Origin of the sequence: Crocosphaera sp. XPORK-15E, from assembly GCF_034931425.1 — a bacterium.
Lineage (GTDB): Bacteria > Cyanobacteriota > Cyanobacteriia > Cyanobacteriales > Microcystaceae > UHCC-0190.
The window spans coordinates 150,924-168,420 of record NZ_JAYGHQ010000010.1; the positions used below are offsets into that span (position 1 = coordinate 150,924).

At 38.7% G+C, this 17,497-nt stretch carries 16 protein-coding genes and 2 tRNA genes; 7 read left to right on the forward strand and 11 right to left on the reverse strand.

Going from position 1 to position 17,497, the window contains the following annotated elements:
- Position 1: 1 nt before the first annotated feature.
- Genes VB691_RS12960 through VB691_RS12975 form a run of 4 tightly spaced genes read left to right on the forward strand, consistent with a single transcriptional unit; the run spans position 2 to position 4,553 of the window.
- Complete coding sequence (locus tag VB691_RS12960) at positions 2-1,177, forward strand: hypothetical protein (RefSeq protein WP_323291914.1); 1,176 nt, start codon at positions 2-4, stop codon at positions 1,175-1,177.
- A 15-nt stretch (positions 1,178-1,192) separates the two neighbouring features.
- Entirely contained in the window at positions 1,193-2,188 is a 996-nt protein-coding gene (locus VB691_RS12965) for a pentapeptide repeat-containing protein (protein WP_323291915.1), read from the forward strand.
- Positions 2,189-2,236: 48 nt separating this feature from the next.
- Entirely contained in the window at positions 2,237-3,277 is a 1,041-nt protein-coding gene (gene lpxD / locus VB691_RS12970) for a UDP-3-O-(3-hydroxymyristoyl)glucosamine N-acyltransferase (protein ID WP_323291916.1), read from the forward strand.
- 1 nt (position 3,278) lies between these two features.
- Positions 3,279-4,553 carry a glycosyltransferase gene (locus VB691_RS12975; RefSeq protein ID WP_323291917.1) on the forward strand — a complete coding sequence of 425 codons (1,275 nt, stop codon included), beginning with the start codon at positions 3,279-3,281 and terminating at the stop codon, positions 4,551-4,553.
- A gap of 49 nt (positions 4,554-4,602) precedes the next feature.
- Here the strand turns inward: VB691_RS12975 and VB691_RS12980 are convergent, their stop codons facing one another.
- From VB691_RS12980 to VB691_RS12990, 3 genes are read right to left on the reverse strand one after another with little or no spacing between them, the layout of a single operon-like run.
- Complete coding sequence (locus tag VB691_RS12980) at positions 4,603-5,727, reverse strand: sulfotransferase (RefSeq protein WP_323291918.1); 1,125 nt, start codon at positions 5,725-5,727, stop codon at positions 4,603-4,605.
- A gap of 60 nt (positions 5,728-5,787) precedes the next feature.
- Positions 5,788-6,144 (reverse strand): glycosyltransferase, encoded by a 357-nt coding sequence (locus VB691_RS12985; protein ID WP_323291919.1) that lies wholly within the window; start codon positions 6,142-6,144, stop codon positions 5,788-5,790.
- Positions 6,145-6,183: 39 nt separating this feature from the next.
- A complete protein-coding gene (locus tag VB691_RS12990; RefSeq protein ID WP_323291920.1) occupies positions 6,184-7,563 on the reverse strand; it encodes a cytochrome P450 in 1,380 nt (459 codons plus the stop codon).
- Positions 7,564-7,707: 144 nt separating this feature from the next.
- Between VB691_RS12990 and VB691_RS12995 the strand changes: the two genes are divergently transcribed.
- On the forward strand, positions 7,708-7,998 hold the full coding sequence (locus tag VB691_RS12995; RefSeq protein WP_323291921.1) for a nucleotidyltransferase family protein: 291 nt from the start codon (positions 7,708-7,710) through the stop codon (positions 7,996-7,998).
- A 142-nt stretch (positions 7,999-8,140) separates the two neighbouring features.
- Here the strand turns inward: VB691_RS12995 and VB691_RS13000 are convergent, their stop codons facing one another.
- Complete coding sequence (locus VB691_RS13000) at positions 8,141-9,565, reverse strand: cytochrome P450 (RefSeq protein ID WP_323291922.1); 1,425 nt, start codon at positions 9,563-9,565, stop codon at positions 8,141-8,143.
- Between the two features lie 13 nt (positions 9,566-9,578).
- On the reverse strand, positions 9,579-11,003 hold the full coding sequence (locus VB691_RS13005; RefSeq protein WP_323291923.1) for a hypothetical protein: 1,425 nt from the start codon (positions 11,001-11,003) through the stop codon (positions 9,579-9,581).
- 275 nt (positions 11,004-11,278) lie between these two features.
- On the opposite strand from VB691_RS13005, the gene VB691_RS13010 reads away from it, so the two are divergent.
- Positions 11,279-12,007, forward strand: coding sequence for a hypothetical protein (locus tag VB691_RS13010; protein ID WP_323291924.1), 729 nt, complete (start codon positions 11,279-11,281; stop codon positions 12,005-12,007).
- Between the two features lie 46 nt (positions 12,008-12,053).
- On the opposite strand, the gene proS is transcribed toward VB691_RS13010, so the two are convergent.
- The 5 genes from proS to VB691_RS13035 all read right to left on the reverse strand — a co-directional run bounded on the left by proS (position 12,054) and on the right by VB691_RS13035 (position 14,916).
- The gene (gene proS, locus VB691_RS13015; protein ID WP_323291925.1) at positions 12,054-13,547 is read right to left on the reverse strand and encodes a proline--tRNA ligase; all 1,494 of its coding nucleotides are present in this window, start codon (positions 13,545-13,547) and stop codon (positions 12,054-12,056) included.
- Positions 13,548-14,124: 577 nt separating this feature from the next.
- Positions 14,125-14,391: a type II toxin-antitoxin system RelE family toxin gene (locus VB691_RS13020; RefSeq protein WP_323291926.1), complete on the reverse strand. Its 267-nt coding sequence runs from the start codon at positions 14,389-14,391 to the stop codon at positions 14,125-14,127.
- On the reverse strand, positions 14,388-14,597 hold the full coding sequence (locus VB691_RS13025) for a hypothetical protein (RefSeq protein WP_323291927.1): 210 nt from the start codon (positions 14,595-14,597) through the stop codon (positions 14,388-14,390). Before VB691_RS13025 ends, VB691_RS13020 begins: the two co-directional genes overlap by 4 nt.
- A 146-nt stretch (positions 14,598-14,743) precedes the next feature.
- A tRNA-Thr gene (locus tag VB691_RS13030) sits at positions 14,744-14,815 on the reverse strand.
- A gap of 16 nt (positions 14,816-14,831) precedes the next feature.
- A tRNA-Tyr gene (locus tag VB691_RS13035) sits at positions 14,832-14,916 on the reverse strand.
- A gap of 200 nt (positions 14,917-15,116) precedes the next feature.
- Here VB691_RS13035 and nblS point away from each other — a divergent pair.
- Positions 15,117-17,132 (forward strand): two-component system sensor histidine kinase NblS, encoded by a 2,016-nt coding sequence (gene nblS / locus VB691_RS13040; protein ID WP_323291963.1) that lies wholly within the window; start codon positions 15,117-15,119, stop codon positions 17,130-17,132.
- Here nblS and VB691_RS13045 read toward each other — a convergent pair.
- Positions 17,129-17,494, reverse strand: coding sequence for a zinc ribbon domain-containing protein (locus VB691_RS13045; RefSeq protein ID WP_323291928.1), 366 nt, complete (start codon positions 17,492-17,494; stop codon positions 17,129-17,131). The genes nblS and VB691_RS13045 overlap by 4 nt on opposite strands.
- Positions 17,495-17,497 lie beyond the last annotated feature (3 nt).

Here is a 17,497-nt window from a genome sequence, read left to right on the forward strand (position 1 = left end):
TATGCAATTATCATCTGATTTATTTTACCAAGCCGTCCAATATCTCGACAATCATCCAGAGTCAATCAGAATTAAAAAATTAATATTTTGTATTTGTAAACAATCTTGGGAAAATGATATAAATATTCTCAATAGTTTCCCCTTAGAAACTTTGATAAAAGAACTAATTCAAGAGCAAAAAACCGTTGAACAGTTGACCCTTGCCTTATATAAACTGGTTAAAACCCTTAACCGTCCTAAAGTCTATGCCGGGGTAGCAAAAGCCATTATTGAGCAATTGGGGCCCATTTATCGGAACATGGCCAAACCAACAGAGGTCATGACTCTAGAATCTCATCCACAAGAGGCTCAACAGACTCACGTTTCTGATACCACCTTCCTCTTAGAACAAGCGGTGAGAAATTTAAGTAGTCATCCGGAAACAGCGAGAATTCATAAATTAATTTATGCCATTGGTAAAAATAGTTGGGAAAATGACTTAAATCGAATTCAGCATTATGGGTTAAAAAACTTAATTATGGAAATTTTAGAGATTTATCCTTCCCACAAAGATCTAGAATTTGCCTTTTTACAATTAGTTGAAAATATTAATAAAAAGAATTTATATTTAGCCATCTCTAAAATTATTTTGAACCAAATTGGCGGATTATATGACAACTTACAAGGGGAAAATGATCCCATGTTGCCAGAGCAGTCCTCAAGCTATAGTACCCAAATTATTGCCATCAATACGACTCAAAACTATGCTAACCTCCAAACCTCCTCAGCATCAGCCTTTGAAACCTCTGTGATTGATATCACCTCAGAACAAATGGTCACTGAGTTAAAACAGGTACAGGCAGCACCGCCGCCACCACCGCCGCCATCGTCACCGCCACCGTCAAAAACCTATGATATCTTTGAATTGCGCTTAGAAATCATGCAATATACGAACCCATTACGCGCTAAAATATTGCTGTTCTCCCTACTGTTTCACCCTTGGGATCGCAGTGGACAAGATTGGTCAATGCTGAGAAGTTATACCCTGGATGATTTATTAGAACAAATCATCCAAAGTGGTCGACCCATAACAGATATTGAAGCCAAACTCTATCATGCCGCCAAATCTCTCAATGATCCCGACTCCCACCTCCAAGCGGCCAGCACTATTGTGGAAGCCATTAAACCGTTCATTTAATTTATACCAGTCTCTATGAAAGCCAATGAACTGATTGAGCGTTATGCTGCGGGAGAAACCCTCTTTCATGGATTGAAATTACCAGGAATCAACTTAGTCGGGGCAGATTTAATCGGCATTACCCTCAATGAAGCCGATTTACACGGGGCTAATCTGCTTTTTGTTTACTTTAACCGCGCTAACCTGAGTCAAGCGAATTTAGTTGGGGCAAATTTAAGCGGTGCAAATCTCAGTCAAGCGGATCTAAGTGGGGCTGACTTACGCAGTGCGACGTTACATGGGGCCCTCTTACAAGGGGCAAATCTGAGAGATACAGATATTACCCTAGCCAACTTTTTAGACGCAAATCTGATCTCGGCTGATTTACGGGGGGCAGACTTAAGCGGGGCCACCCTTACCGGATCTTGTTTTCGGGGGGCCAATATGCGTCAGGAAAAGAAAGGCTATTACACCAACCTACAAGCGGCTAATTTGGCCAAGGCCGATTTTCAAGGGGCAAATATGAAAGGGGTTGATCTCAGCCGTGCTAACCTGGTTGGGGCTAATCTGAAAGAAGTAAATTTGCGGGATGCGGATTTACGCAAGGCAGATTTAACTAATGCTAATCTTAAAGGGGCTTTACTAACCGATGCCAACTTAACAGGAGCTAAACTCACAGGAGCTAACTTAACCAATGCTAACTTAGTGCGGGCCCAACTTTCCCAAGCTGAATTAGCTGGAATTAACGCTAAGGGGGCTGTCATGACTCATGCGGTGCTGAATCGTGCTAATCTCAATCAGGCTAATTTAAGTTTAACTCGGATGAATCATGCGGATTTGAGTCGGGCTAATTTATCAGGGGCGAATTTAAGTGAGGCTGATCTCGTAGAAGCCTTTTTTGCACGGGCAAATCTGATGGGAGCAAATCTGACTAATGCTAATTTAACCAGGGCAGAATTAATGAGTGCTAATCTGGCCGGAGTCATTTTACGGGGTGCGACTATGCCTGATGGTAAGGTTCATCGTTCATAAGTAATAATTAATAATTAATAAATACCAAGGTAACAAACTTTAATTACTATGAAATTTCAGGAAATTGTTGACAGTTTAAATCAGTTAGTTACTGAACATAGTTTGACCGTTAATGGGGAGAATAACCCAGAAATTACGGGAGTCGCTGCGGTAAACGAAGCAGTAACAGGAAACCTGAGTTATATTGAAGGGCCAAAGTTTGCGGCTATGATCGGCAAAACCGCCGCCAGTGCCTTGATTTTGCCCTGTGACGAGGCGTTACAACAACAGGCAACTACACTAGGTATTGCTTGGTTAGCCACCCCAGAACCCCGTTTAACCTTCGCTCACGCTATTAAATTATTTTATCGTCCCTTTCAACCTGCTCCTGGTATTCATCCCACGGCAGTCATTGATCCGACGGCTCAAATTGGTCAAGATGTGTTTATTGGCCCCCATGTGGTGATTCAAGAGGGGGTAACAATTGGCGATCGCGTTTATCTTCATGGCAATGTGGTCATCTATCCCGACGTAACTATCGGCGATCGCACCATTCTTCATGCTAATTGTACCGTCCATGAACGGGCCCAAATTGGTTCTGGTTGCGTGATTCACAGTGGCGCAGTAATTGGCTCAGAAGGGTTTGGTTTTGTTCCTACTCCTGATGGTTGGTTTAAGATGGAACAATCAGGATATGTCATCTTAGAAGATGGGGTGGAAATTGGCTGTAATAGTGCGGTAGATCGCCCTGCTGTGGGAACGACACGCATTGGACGTAATACCAAGCTGGATAATTTGGTTCATATTGCTCATAACTGCCAAATTGATGAAAATTGCGTCATGGCTGCCCAAGTGGGGTTAGCAGGGGGCGTAACCGTCGGTAAACGGGTTATTTTGGCGGGACAGGTAGGGGTTGCCAATCAAGCTAAAATTGGGGATGGGGCGATCGCTACGGCGCAAACAGGTATTCCCAATGATGTTGCTGCTGGTGAAATTGTCTCTAGTAGTCCAGCAGTTCCTAACAAGTTATATTTAAAAGTGTCTGCTATTTATAAGCGGCTGCCTGAGATGTATCAAACCTTGAAAAGTTTACAAAAAAAACTAGAATAAAATGACTCACTATGGGCTAATTTGTCCGGCATCCACTGGCCACCTTAACACCATGCTTCCCTTGGGAAAAGAATTGCAACGGCGCGGTCATCGTGTTACTTTATTTGGCATACTGGATGCAGAATCAAAAACCCTAGAATCTGGCTTAGAATTTAAAGGAATCGGAGAATCTGACTTTCCCAAGGGAACAATGGCAGAAATATTAGCTCAGTTAGGGAAACTCAGTGGTCTAGAAGCCGTGCGATATACCATTAATGCCCTCAAAGATGGTGCAGGTGTTGTGCTGCGGGATGCACCACAGGCGATGAAAGAAGCAGGTATAGAAGCCTTGCTAGTCGATCAGGCTTCCCCAGAGGGAGGAACGGTGGCTGATTTTCTGGGTATTCCCTTTATTAGTGTTTGTAGTGCTTTGGTATTGAATCGTGATGAGACTATTCCACCACGTTTTACAACTTGGAAATATAATCCTAGTTGGTGGGGACGACTGCGAAATCGCATCGGTTATCAGATTTTGGAGCAACTGGCCAAACCGATGACACAATTGATTAATGAGTATCGCCAGCAATGGAACTTGCCTTCTCATTCTAACCCTAATGAACGTTATTCCCCATTAGCTCAAATTAGTCAAGAACCTGCTGAATTAGAATTTCCCTGGGAGCAACTGCCTCCCTGGTTCCATTTTACGGGGCCTTATCATAGTACAGTGGGCCGAGATCTGCCTGATTTTCCCTATGAAAAGTTGACGGGACAGCCCTTAATTTATGCTTCTATGGGGACTGTCCAAAACCGCCTGATCGGTGTGTTTCAACAGATTGCAGAGGCTTGTGTGGGCTTAGATGTCCAATTAGTCATCTCTTTGGGGGGTTCGGCTAAACCTGAATCTCTACCAGCATTTGCGGGTTCACCCCTAGTAGTAGAATATGCGCCCCAGTTGGAATTGTTGCAAAAAGTCACCCTTACTATTACTCACGGGGGGATGAATACTACTTTAGAATGCCTTAATAATGCAGTGCCAATGGTGGTAATTCCCATTACCAATGATCAGCCAGGAATTGCAGCGCGAGTAGTTTGGGCAGGATGTGGTGAAGCTATACCGATAAAACAGGTTAAGGTTCCCAAATTGCGAACCGCGATTCAAAAGGTGTTAATAGAGGATTCTTATAAACAGAATGCTTTACGTCTGCAAGAAGCTATTAAACAAGCTGGTGGGGTTAGTCGAGCCATTGATATTGTGGAACAGGTAGTATCTACCGGAAAACCTGTTCTTTCTTCATAAGATTCACTAATGAATAATGAGTAATTATTCATTACTCATTACTCATTATTTATTGTAAAGTACCTGGAACAATAAAGTCGGGTGTTTTAATTTCTGAATGATGATTTAATAAACGAGTAATTTTTTGACTTATTTCTAAATCATCAGGTTGTTGTGTATCATTTTTGCGTGTATTTTCTTGTGATAGGCTAGAACCCATCTGAGAATCTTTTTTAAATACTTTACAAGCATTTTCTACGGCAGAAACTGGTAAGCCACATTTTTCAAAAATAGAAGTCACAATTTCTTGAGGTTTGGTCACTAAATCTTCATAGCGAACTGCACAAGTAATAATTTCTTGTTTGTGTAGAAATAAATAACGTTGCATTGTAGACAACCATCCAGTTATATATAAGTCAGTAGCATTCGTATCATCAAAATCTATATAATTTTCATAATCTTTTAGCAAAGGAAATATGCGACTATATAATTCGATATTAGCTTTTATTTCTGGTAGCATTTTCTTCACAATTACAAAAGACCGAATAGAGGATTTAATCACATCTTTGGCATTGCGATATAAGAAAATAACCTTAGCATCAGGAACAATTTGAGCAATTAAATCTGCTAATTGAATACAAAAACTGCGAAATTTAATCACATAACATGAGTTTTTTTCTATTATATTATTTTTGCACTGAATCGCCAAACAAATCTTGAGAAGCCCGATTATCTGCTCATCATTACTACCATTAGGTTCACGCATGGCAACAAGTTGGGAAAAAACATCAGGTTCTGATAGACTAATTACTGTATCCAGTTGATTAAATATGTTTCTCAGTAAAGTAGAGCCACAGCGTCCTACAGAATAAATCAAGACTAAATTTTCAATTTGGTTTATATTTTTTGCTAATTGAGCTAATTCTTGAAAAGAAACGGCAAATAATCTTTGAGCATGGTCATATTGAGCTTGATATAAAAAAGGGGGTTGATAAATATCAATGTCTAAAGGAGTTTCGACAAAAATTGCTCGTTGATTTTGAGGATCAAGACAATATAAACTAATATTGGGATTTTCAATAATAATTTTGGGATCAATAGTCTCTCCTTCTACATAGTCGAAATCTTCTAGTTTAGCCAATGTATTAGCAGAGGTTCGGTTTTTCTTTTGAATGTGAAGAATCTGGATACTCATAGTGATCAAAGATAATAATTTGTTGATTAGTTGTGGGAAGAAAGATGAGAATTAATTATTTCAACTGCCTTTTTTACTCCATTCTATCAAGTTAACTTCTGTTTTCTGACATACTTCCCAAGTATTATTAATTAGGTTTTCAAGTGATGATCCAAAGATTGACCACCAGTTCATTCTGCCCCATATACCATTAAAGGTTATATTATTACCTTTGTTTGTATTTTGAGAACGTTGTTTCAATTTCTCAGGAACACTTCCTAGAGAAGCAAAATCAAGTCCTTTGCTGTTGACAAAATCTTCAAAGATATCAAGACTAGCTATTGTCACCTGATGGCCTGTTGCTTGTAATCCTAAACCCAAAGCAATATAAGGTTGTACATCACCCCTTGTTCCCAATGCTAAAATAGTAATCCGCATATTTTGATTAAGTCATTAATTAATTGATATTCTATATTATCAAGTCAAACTCATCGCTTTAGCGGTAGTTTTTTTCGCCTTCACCACCATCTGAAAATCATTCGGAGGTGCTAACAATAAACCCCGACGCACTGGTAACATTGGTTTACTATCTTTTAGTTCTAACTGCCAACGAGATAGCACTGTGACAAGAATCAATTTCATCTCAAATTGAGCAAATGCCATACCAATACAGCGACGACTACCACCCCCAAAAGGCAAATACTCAGAAGAGGAAAATTGACGTTCTAAAAATCGTTCTGGTTTAAACTTTTTTGGTTCAGGATAGAGGTCTTCTCGATGATGAGTAAGATAAATACAGAGAGAGAGTATAATCCCAGGTTCAAAGTGATAACCCGCGATGTCTAGGGGTGATAACACCATACGCTGAAAGGCCATCATTGCCACAGGATAAATCCGCAGGGTTTCCTTATAAACTGCATCTAAATAAGGTAATCGAAAAATCTGATTCGGATCGGGATTTTCACCAAGGGTATCCAATTCTTGCAGCAGTTTTTCTCGTACTTGAGGCTGATGGTGAATCCAATAAAATGCCCATGATAAAGAGGTTGCAGTGGTTTCGTGACCCGCTACTAACAGGGTGATCAACTCATCCCGTAATTCTACATCGGTCATCGGTTCCCCTGCTTCATCACGAGCCGCCATCATCAAAGAAAGTATATCAGTCCGAGAGGGATCAGGGTTTTCTCGTCTTTCCTGAATCTCCTCGTAGATGAGTTGATCAATTTGATGCTCATTTTCCATTAACCGTCCCCAAGGACTCCAGGGGCCTAAATCTTTTTGTAAGATAGGAAACAGCAGTAATATAGCTCTAAAAAGCGATTTTGTGCCATCTAATCGGGTCATCAAGAGTTGTTGAAGTTTTTGATAACGGGGGCCATCTACCAGACCAAATACTGCCTTTAAAATCACCTGAAACGTGATCTCTTGCATGGCAGAGCGAACGAAAAAGGAGGAACTAATCACCCATTGACTGGTAACTTGCTCCGTTATCTCTTGAATTATCTTGCCATAAGCCAGCATCCTTTCCCCATGAAAGGGTGGGGTTAATAGTTTGCGTTGTCGTTTGTGGCGATCGCCTGAAAGGGCAATTAATGATTGTTGACCAATAAACGGGGGTTTTATCCCTGCAACTTCACCGGAATCTAAATATTTGGGATCAGTGCTAAAAACTTCCTGAATAGCTTGAGGGTTACTAATGATTACGATAGGCTTTTTTCCTAGACCAACATAGGCGGTGAAGATGTCGCCGTAGCGTTGGTAATGGGTTTCCAGCACTTCTAATGGTTTAGTTATCCATTTGAGCTTCTGTAGAAGTGACCCATTTTGAGGGCCATCAGGTAATTTATGTTTAGTCATTTTTATTAAAATCTCAGTCATCGGAAATCATAACACATAATCTTATATTAATCTATAATAAGAACAAATTAACTGTTAAGCTTTGAATGGCTAATAAATAATCCCTAATTAAACCATAATGTTTTGTTTAAGGTTTTAACTAAAATGAAATTAAAGCAACAAATTCAAGAAAAACGGGAGAACATTCTCAAAATTGCTGCTCAACATGGTGCATTTAATATTCATATTTTTGGATCAGTTGCTAGAGGAGAAGAAACCCAAGATAGTGATATTGATTTTTTAGTAGAAATGGAATCGGGAAGAAACTTATTAGATAGAATTGGCTTAATTCAAGACTTAGAAGATTATCTAGGTTGTAAAGTTGATGTAGCAACGGTTAAAAGTTTGCGAGACTATTTTCGAGAAAAAATTCTTAAGGAGGCGATTCCTTTGTGAACGATGATCATATTTATTTGGCTGATATTTTAGAGAGAATTAAACGCATTGAATCTTATACTAAAGAAAGAAAAGAAACTTTTTACCTACCTTGAAACAAGAAATTATTACTATCATTGAGGATGAAAATAATTAAATTCAATCATGAAGTAGGAGTTAAAAAACGTTCATCCTGACCAAGTTTAACAGGATTTCTTTTACCATTTACTATCATTTTAACGCCGTTTGAAGGACTAATTAAAATACCCCGACGAACAGGTTTTACAGGTTGTTGATCTGCTAAAGCTAACTCCCAATTAGATAAAATTGTTGCTAATACCAGTTTCATTTCAAACTTAGCAAAAGCCATCCCCAAACAAATACGGTTTCCTCCCCCAAAGGGCAAATATTCAGAAGAAGAAAATTGACTTTCTAGAAAACGTTCTGGTTTAAACTGCTTGGGTTCAGGATAAATATCTTCCCGATGATGAGTTAAATAAATACAAGGACTAATCATCGTACCAGGTTCAAATTGATACCCCATAATTTCTATAGGTGAGAGAACCCTTCTGGGAAAAGCTAATATTGCTGGTGGATAAATTCGCAGGGTTTCTTTACAAACAGCATCCAAATAAGGTAATTGATAAATAACATTAGGATCTGGATTTTCTCCCAAACTATCTAACTCATTTAACAATTTTTCTCTTACTTCTGGTAAATAATGAATCCAATAGAATGCCCATGCTAAAGAGGTAGCAGTAGTTTCATGACCAGCAAATAACAAGGTCATTAATTCATCTCTTAATTCTATATCCTTCATTGCCTCGCCATTTTCATCACGAGCAGTCATCATTAAGGAAAGAATATCAGTGCGAGATGGATCTAAATTTGCTTTCCGTTCATCAATTTCGGCATAAATAAGCTCATCAATTTTCTTTTGATTCTCTTTCAATCTTCCCCAAGGACTTAAGGGCCCCAAATTTTTTTGTAATATAGGAAAAACAATCAGAAGAATCCTTAAAATAGAGTTTCCTCCCTCTAATCGTTTCGTCAGAAGTTGATTTATTTTGTCATATCGTTCACCATCTTCTAAACCAAATACTGCTTTTAAGATTACCTGAAAAGAGATCCCTTGGGTTGAGGAACGAACAGAAAAAGGCTCATTAATCTTCCATTTACTGGTTACTTGTTGAGTAATATCATTAATAACCTCACCATAAGCTCGCATTCGTTCTCCATGAAAGGGAGGCATTAATAATTTACGACGTTGTTTATGGCGATCGCCATCAAAAGTAACAACCGATTGCCCGCCGATAAAAGCTCGATTGTACCTTTCTCCTGAGTCCCTTTCTAATATTTTTGGATTACCTGAATCTAACTTGTTGATATCAGCAGTAAAAATTTCCTGAATGCCTTGAGGATTACTAATTATGACTTGGGGTCTACCATTAAAACCAATATTAAGGGTAAATATATCACCATAATCTCTGGCAGAGTTTTCCAGAAATTTTAGAGGGTTTAAAGCCCATTGGAGCATCTGTAACCAGGGTTGAGTTTGGGGACTGTCCGGCAGTTTATGTTTAGTCATTTCTGTTAAAATCTCATCCTTTTTCAGTAAGAGAATTTAAGTTAATTTGTTTGACGAACTGAGTTAGGTTTTGCAACCATTGAGGGCGTTTTGAGAGGGGAGACGTTTGCGGTTCAACACTTTCGGATACGGGGGTTGATGTTTCCTCCGTAGTAATTACTGAAGACTCTGAACTTATCGCGTCCGAAACAGCATCAGGGGTAGATTCTGAGGTTATTTCTGTTTTTGGTTCAGAAGGAGAAACCGTCTCAGATGCTTCATTTTCCACTGTTTCTACTGCTTCAGAGATCGTATCTTCGGTTACTGGAGAAGGAGTTTCCTCTAAGATTTCTTGTGTTACAGATAAAGGTGTGGGTTCTTCTTCAGAGGTTAAAGAAGGTTCAGTTGCTTCAAGGGTTGTTTCTTCAACGGGGGAAATAACATCTTCTTGAGGTTTTTCGAGGGTTGATGAGTCTTCAATTAATGTTTCTTGGGTTGTCGGTTCAGGTATGAGAGCATTACGATAGTTGGGATCAACTAAAGCGCGGGCCACCTCAACCGGAAGTTCCCCACGAACCATTTTAGAGAGGGTATCCTGACCATTGGGTTCATAGGTAATCAGTCTTACCGTATTATTAAAGGTGTTATTAATTTCTTGGCCTTGTTCATCCAAAAATTCTAACTGTATCCAGTTTTTTCCGGTTTTAAACCCTTTAAGATAAATCGGTTGCCAGGTATCAACTAAGAAACTTTCCCCATTAACGGTGGCTTTAATTCGCCAGTCTACAATGTCATCATCAGGGTTATTTTGAGCGACAAAATGCAGAGGCGCATTAGTTAAATAAAAATCTAACATAATCGGTTCTGCCCCATAATTCCCTTGAGGACGACTATAGGTAAGTAAGGGAAAATCTGGTTTCGGGGCGTTATTTTCTGTCTCAGTGAAAATATTAAAGGTGGTTTCTGCATAGGCCCCCTCATTTTTAAAACTTTCGTGCCAGGGACGAGAAGCGAACACCCTTATTGTATGGGTTCCTGGGGTTAACTCTTTTAAAACAATTGGCTCATCAACGTTATAAATCGCTTGATAAGGTTCATTATCGACGAAAAGATGAAGATGGGGCCCCATTCCCAGTTCTGCATTTTTAAATAAAGGATAATCTTTGACTTGTAATTGCACAGAAACCGTAGTTTCTGAGAACATTTGATTAGATTTAGGGCTAATAATGCTAACTTGGGGATGATATTGGGCCAGGACTTGACGAAGTTCTTGGATCACTGCTGGAGGTGCAACTTCTGAGAGTTGGCCGGCTTTGACGGGGGTAGGTGCAGTTTCTATCATGGGGTTCGCCGCTTCCAACCTATCGCTACAACTCATTAAACCCCAACTGAGGCAACATAACAGCAAAGAACCGGAAAGAAATTTCATCAATGGCGATCGCAGCTTAAACCCAAACACTGGTTTTTCTCCTTATCTTGTACCCGTCCATATCTGACTATATCAGTTATCCGTGATCAATTAACCTATTTTTAGAATCAGGAAATTTTGCCAGAAACCCGCCCCTAGGTCCCCACTATTTTCTTTTTAATTCTATGTTGTTATGAGAAAAAGATCCCAAGAACCCTAATAATTTCCCTATTTTTGGGACTGACGTTCCCTAATTTTAGATCTATGCTTAAAGTAGAGGGAAACTATACCCTACCCGATTTTTCAGCCAAGGGAGGGGACGATCAATGTCTAAAATTAATCTTACCAAATCAGCAATATCTGCACTCAGTGTCTTATTATTGGGTATTACAGCAACTCCATTATTATCAATCGCTTCAGTAGTGGCTCAAACCTATCCCACAACTAATCCGAATACTGTAGAAAATTATAACACTGTTACTATTCCTAGCGGAATCCTAATTCCTGTTAGCTATGATGGAGAGTCACCCATTCGCGTCAACCTAGGGGAATATGTACCCCTTGAATTACAAGTCGCGGCTAACCTACGCGATCGCAATGGTAACTTATTAATTCCCGCAGGAACTATCATTCGGGGACAACTCGAACCCGCAGGCCCAGGGGCCCAATATGTAGCGAGGGAGATGATTATTAATGGTAATCAATGGATACCCCTTAATGCAACTTCTCACATTGTCGCCAGAGTCGAAACCGTCAATGATGGGGCCACCATTGCTAATATTTTAAGCGGAACCTTTGCCGGGGCCGGAACTGCTACTATTGTTGCAGGAACCACAGGCGATCGCCGTATCGATCCCCTAGAAGTCTTAGGTGGAGCCGCTTTAGGGACTCTATTAGGTTGGGGTTTACCAGAAGGCCAAATTATTGGGGGTGGAACACACGAAGTAGTTGTCATTGATCCTGATCGTGATCTCACTTTAACCCTAAATTCCGATTTAGCCGTTACGCCTTCTGAAAATTCCTCTCAGTCTATGATTTTAGAACCACACTTGTAGGGTGGGCAATGCCCACCTACAGGGTGTATTTTTAGACAAGTTTCTATCAATAAGCTCTCGCAAAGATAACTTGTTGACTTGTTTGTTTACCTGTATAAAAACATTTACCTGGCTTGCTATTTTCCCCTAAAGGTATACAACGGCCAGTTGCTTTTGTTTCTTCTTGAATGGTTTCTTCATCTTCAGGACTGCCATCAAAGTAAGCTAAATAAAACCCTGGTTTTGTTTCAATTCCTGCCTTAAACTCCTCATAAGTTGAGACTGAATAGGTATTCTGACGCTGAAACTCTTGGGCTTTTTGGAAAAGGCTCGTTTGAATGTCTTCTAATAGCTCTGGAATCTTCGATTTTAACTCGCTTTGGGGGACAATAATTTTCTCTCCCGTATCACGACGCACTAAGACAACATTGCCATTTTGTAAGTCTCTTGGGCCCATTTCCATGCGTAAAGGAATACCTTTTAATTCCCAATCATTAAACTTAAATCCTGGGCTTAAATTTTCCCTTACATCAACTTTAAAAGAAAACTTATCAAGGGTCTTAAACTCGTCTTGTAATTCTTGAAATTTGGCCAAGACATTCTCTTTTTCTGCCTCTTTACGAAAAATTGGTACACCAATCACCTGTAAAGGAGCAATTTTCGGCGGGCAAACAAATCCTTGATTATCTGAATGCACCATAATTAAAGTACCAATTAATCGGGTAGTAATGCCCCAACTGGTAGCAAAAGGATACTCTTGGGTTCCTTCTGCTGATAAATAAGTAACATCAAATGCCTTAGCAAAAGTCGTTCCCAAATTATGACTGGTAGCAACTTGTATGGCCCGTTTATCCTGGGTCATCGTTTCAATAGTATAAGTATGTTCAGCCCCTGGAAACTTCTCATTTTCCGTTTTACGACCCGCTAAAACAGGAATGGCTAAATAGTCTTGCACAAAGGTTTTGTAAACCTCAAGCATTTGCTGAGATTCTGCTTCAGCTTCTTCAAAGGTAGCATGAGCAGTATGGCCTTCTTGCCAGAGAAATTCAGTGGTGCGTAAAAAAGGTCTTGTTCTCAGTTCCCAACGACAGACATTGACCCATTGATTTAAAAGGATCGGTAAATCTCGATAACTTTGAATCCATTTGCGGTAAGCTGACCAGATAATTGTCTCACTGGTAGGTCTGACAACCAAAGGTTCCCCTAATTCAGCTTCAGGGTCTACGACAATTTCCCCTGATTCATTGGTAGTTAAGCGATGATGGGTAACAACGGCGCATTCTTTAGCAAAACCCGAAACGTGCTTTGCTTCCTTAGAAAAATAACTGACGGGGATAAACAGGGGAAAATAAGCGTTTGAATGGCCCGTATCCTTAAACATCTTATCTAAGGTTTGCTGCATATTCTCCCAGATCGCAAATCCTTCGGGCCTGATTATCATACACCCGCGAACCCCAGATTCTTCCGCTAATTTGGCTCTGTCTACAATATCCAAGTACCAGCGAGAATAATCTTCCTCTTGCTTGGTTATTTTCAGTAAATCAGATTTTTCCTTAGCCATTAATGTTAGTCCTAATTGACAAGATTTTGAAAAGACTCAGCACTTAGCTAATATACAACATTATTTGTATTTAGCCTATTTACAAGAGAGTTTATCCTGACGTAATGCAAGAACAGGATAATTGAGGAGTAAAAAATAATTAAAATATCATCAAAAAACTAATAGGCAAAAACGTCAATTTCCATAGATTTATTGGGTTGTTCTTGATGAAGTTTTAAGCGAATTTTTTCCGCTGTTTCACTACTAAAGATGATTTCTCCACATTGAGAACATAAATAACAGCATTTTCCCCACTTTCTATAATTTATTGGCGGCTAATATTCCGTTCAACAATCCGTTTCAGAGCATGACGAGTTAGTTCAAACTGTCCTGATGTAATTTGCTGACGAATCTTTTCTAGGGATTTCATGATTTAGATATTAGCATAATTGTAGATTATTGACTGTGAATTATATTTATATGTTAAGATAGAAATTATAAATTAGGAATTTGTAATTATAAATAATATGCTTAATCAGTCCCCTCAGAAAGAATAATTTTATTAGATACGGGAATTGTAGGAATCGTTACTAACCATTTATGGAAAAAATCGGTATATTTCTCGTCTATGCAATATTCTAACACAAGTAACTGTGTCATCATTAACTTTTATTCCAAGACGATACTCTCCTACTCTAATTCGATAAAAATAATCTTCCCCTTTCAGTTTTTTTATATTTTTTATTTCTCCTAAAATTGTAACCGTTTCAATTTCTTCGATCACTTTCTTGATTTTAATGAGTAGTTTTTGATCAAAAATCTTTTTTAAATCCTTTTCAAAGCTTTTTCTAAATTGAGTTTTCATTGTTCTTTATTTAGTAGCTTTAAAATTGTTTCTCTTTCAACTAATTCTGTTTTTTCTCCATCTTCAATCGCTTTTATTAAGGCAATGTCTTCTATGATTTCTGATAACAATTCTGTAAATTCTTCTCGATTTTCTTGGAAGAGTTCATAAATAGCTAGTTTCAGGGTTTCTTTGAGTAGTTTTTGATCTACGGAAATGTTAGACATAATTTTTTTGTTCCTCATTAAAATATTTTCATTATTCTTTAATATCAGTATCTAAAGTCTCATTATTTTGAGTTGCTTCAACATCAGGATAATAGACTTATCCTTCTTCACTGGTTGCTTTACGCGCTGAAATAAATTAAGCAAAAAGCCCGTGACGAGGATTGAACTCGTGACCTCACCCTTACCAAGGGTGTGCTCTACCACTGAGCCACACGGGCAGTGAGATGAATATTGTGGTGGGCCGAGCTGGATTTGAACCAGCGTAGGCATAGCCAGCGGATTTACAGTCCGCCCCCATTAACCACTCGGGCATCGACCCATTTATCTCACGATTAACTATCGTAACACAACTGCCCAGAAGTTTCAACCCCTCGACAAAAATTAATCTTAAATTCGGTTCTATCCTTGATTTCCTGGCAATCAAGCCTAAAGGTAGGCCATAATATGATAGTAAATTGAACGATGTATTATTTTGAATCTGAGTAAACCTTGTTAAGTCTCCTATCCAAAGTCCGAGAGATGATTAGACGCTGGTGGTCGGAATTTACCCTGCAAACGAAGTTAATGGCAGCAGCGACCCTGGCCGTCTCCTTGTTGATGAGTGGTTTAACCTTTTGGGCCGTTAATACCATTCAACAAGATGCCCAATTTAATGACACACGGTTTGGTCGAGATTTAGGGCTATTATTGGCCTCTAACGTTGCGCCTTTAATTGCTGAAGATAATTTAACCGATGTCGCACGGTTTTCGAGTCGCTTTTACCAAAGTACCTCGAATGTGCGCTATATGATTTATGCGGATAAAGATGGGCAAATTTTCTTTGGTATTCCCTATTCGGCGGCAGAAGTTCAAAATTCCTTGACAATTAAACGTCGTATTGAGTTACCGGATGCTGACTTTGAAAATGATAGCTTACCTATGGTACGTCAGCATCAAAGTCCTAATGGGGAGGTTACAGATGTCTTTGTCCCCCTCAAACATGACGGTAAATATTTAGGCATTTTAGCCATTGGCATTAATCCTAATCCTACTGTGGTTAACTCGTCCAATTTAACCCGTGATGTGACTATTGCGGTATTTGTTGCCATTTGGGCCATGGTAATTTTAGGGGCTGTTTTTAATGCCTTAACCATCACTCGTCCCATCAAAGAATTATTAGTGGGAGTGAAAAATATTGCGACAGGAAATTTTAAACAACGGATTAATCTTCCTTTTGGTGGTGAATTAGGGGAATTAATTTTTAGCTTTAATGAAATGGCAGAACGTCTGGAAAGTTATGAGGAACAAAATATTGAGGAATTGACCGCAGAGAAAGCAAAATTAGACACCCTAGTTTCTACCATTGTCGATGGCGCAATTTTATTAGATACTAATTTACACTTATTGTTAGTTAATCCCACAGCACGGCGTATGTTTGGTTGGGAAGGACAAAAATTCATTGGAAGTAATATTCTAGAACTATTGCCCAGTGAATTAACCAATCAATTGACGATTCCTTTGCAACAAATGGTACAAAGTGATCCGGAAATTTCAGAAGAATCTGACACAGAAACCAAGGAAACTAAGCAAGAGAAATCTAAAATAGATGCGGGAATATCTCCAGAAGAATTTCGGATTCCTTTAACTCAACCTAATCAAAGAGTTGTTCGTGTGCTTTTAACGCAAGTATTTGATCAATATCGGGAAACCCTTAAAGGAATTGCGATGACGGTACAAGATATTACCCGTGAAGTTGAATTAAATGAGGCAAAAAGTCAGTTTATTAGTAATGTTTCCCATGAGTTAAGAACACCCTTATTTAATATAAAATCTTTTATTGAAACTCTATCAGAATTTGGGGAAGATTTGACGGAAACTGAACGTAAAGAGTTTCTGGAAACAGCTAACCATGAAACTGATCGCCTGACTCGTTTAGTCAATGATGTGTTAGATTTATCTCGTTTAGAATCCGCTAAAACCTATTATCTTAATGGGGTTGATCTTTCACAATTAATTGAACAAACCTTACGCAGTTATCAACTGAATGCTAAGGACAAAGGATTAGAGTTAAATCCAGAAATTGAGCCTAATTTACCCCTTGTTTTAGGACATTATGATTTATTGTTACAGGTGGTTACTAATTTAGTGGGAAATTCCCTTAAATTTACGAAATCAGGAGGGAAAATTGCCATTCGGGCCTATCATTTAGAAGGTAATTCTAACCCATTTAATCAAAAATCTTTCGTAAGAGTTGAAATTTCTGATACAGGAATTGGCATTGATCCTGAAGATCAAGATGCAATTTTTGATCGCTTTTTCCGAGTTGAAAATCGGGTTCATACCTTAGAAGGAACGGGACTAGGTTTATCTATTGTTAAAAATATTATTGATAAACATCACAGTCGAATTAATCTTATTAGTGAGGTAGGAGTAGGAACAACTTTTTGGTTTGATTTAGCGATTTATAAAGAGAATTGTCCTAATTCAGAAGGACAAAATGATGAAACGGAATTACCAAGAAGTTTCAAAAGTAATCCCAGTCACTCATTATTTTAATTCAATAAAGCAATTACTAAACTAATACCAATTAATCCGATAATTACAAGTAACCCTCGATTTCGATTACACCATCTTTGTATAATTTTAATGGGGTTACTAGGGGTTAATCTGATAGTTTCTTCCATGACTAAAGGTTGATTTTTATCATGATAAAGAGTACAGGTTTTGGCGTAGGGACGTTTAGAATAAGTGCAGCTATCATCCTCATGATAGGTACAGCGATCGCATAAAAATTCATCTTGACTCGCTTGATATAATGGAATTCCTGGATGTCCATAAGCTTTAAGTGTTGTCTTACAATAAGGACATTCAATCGCTTGAGTTTCAACGGGTTGGTGACATTTAGGACAAGTAGACATGAC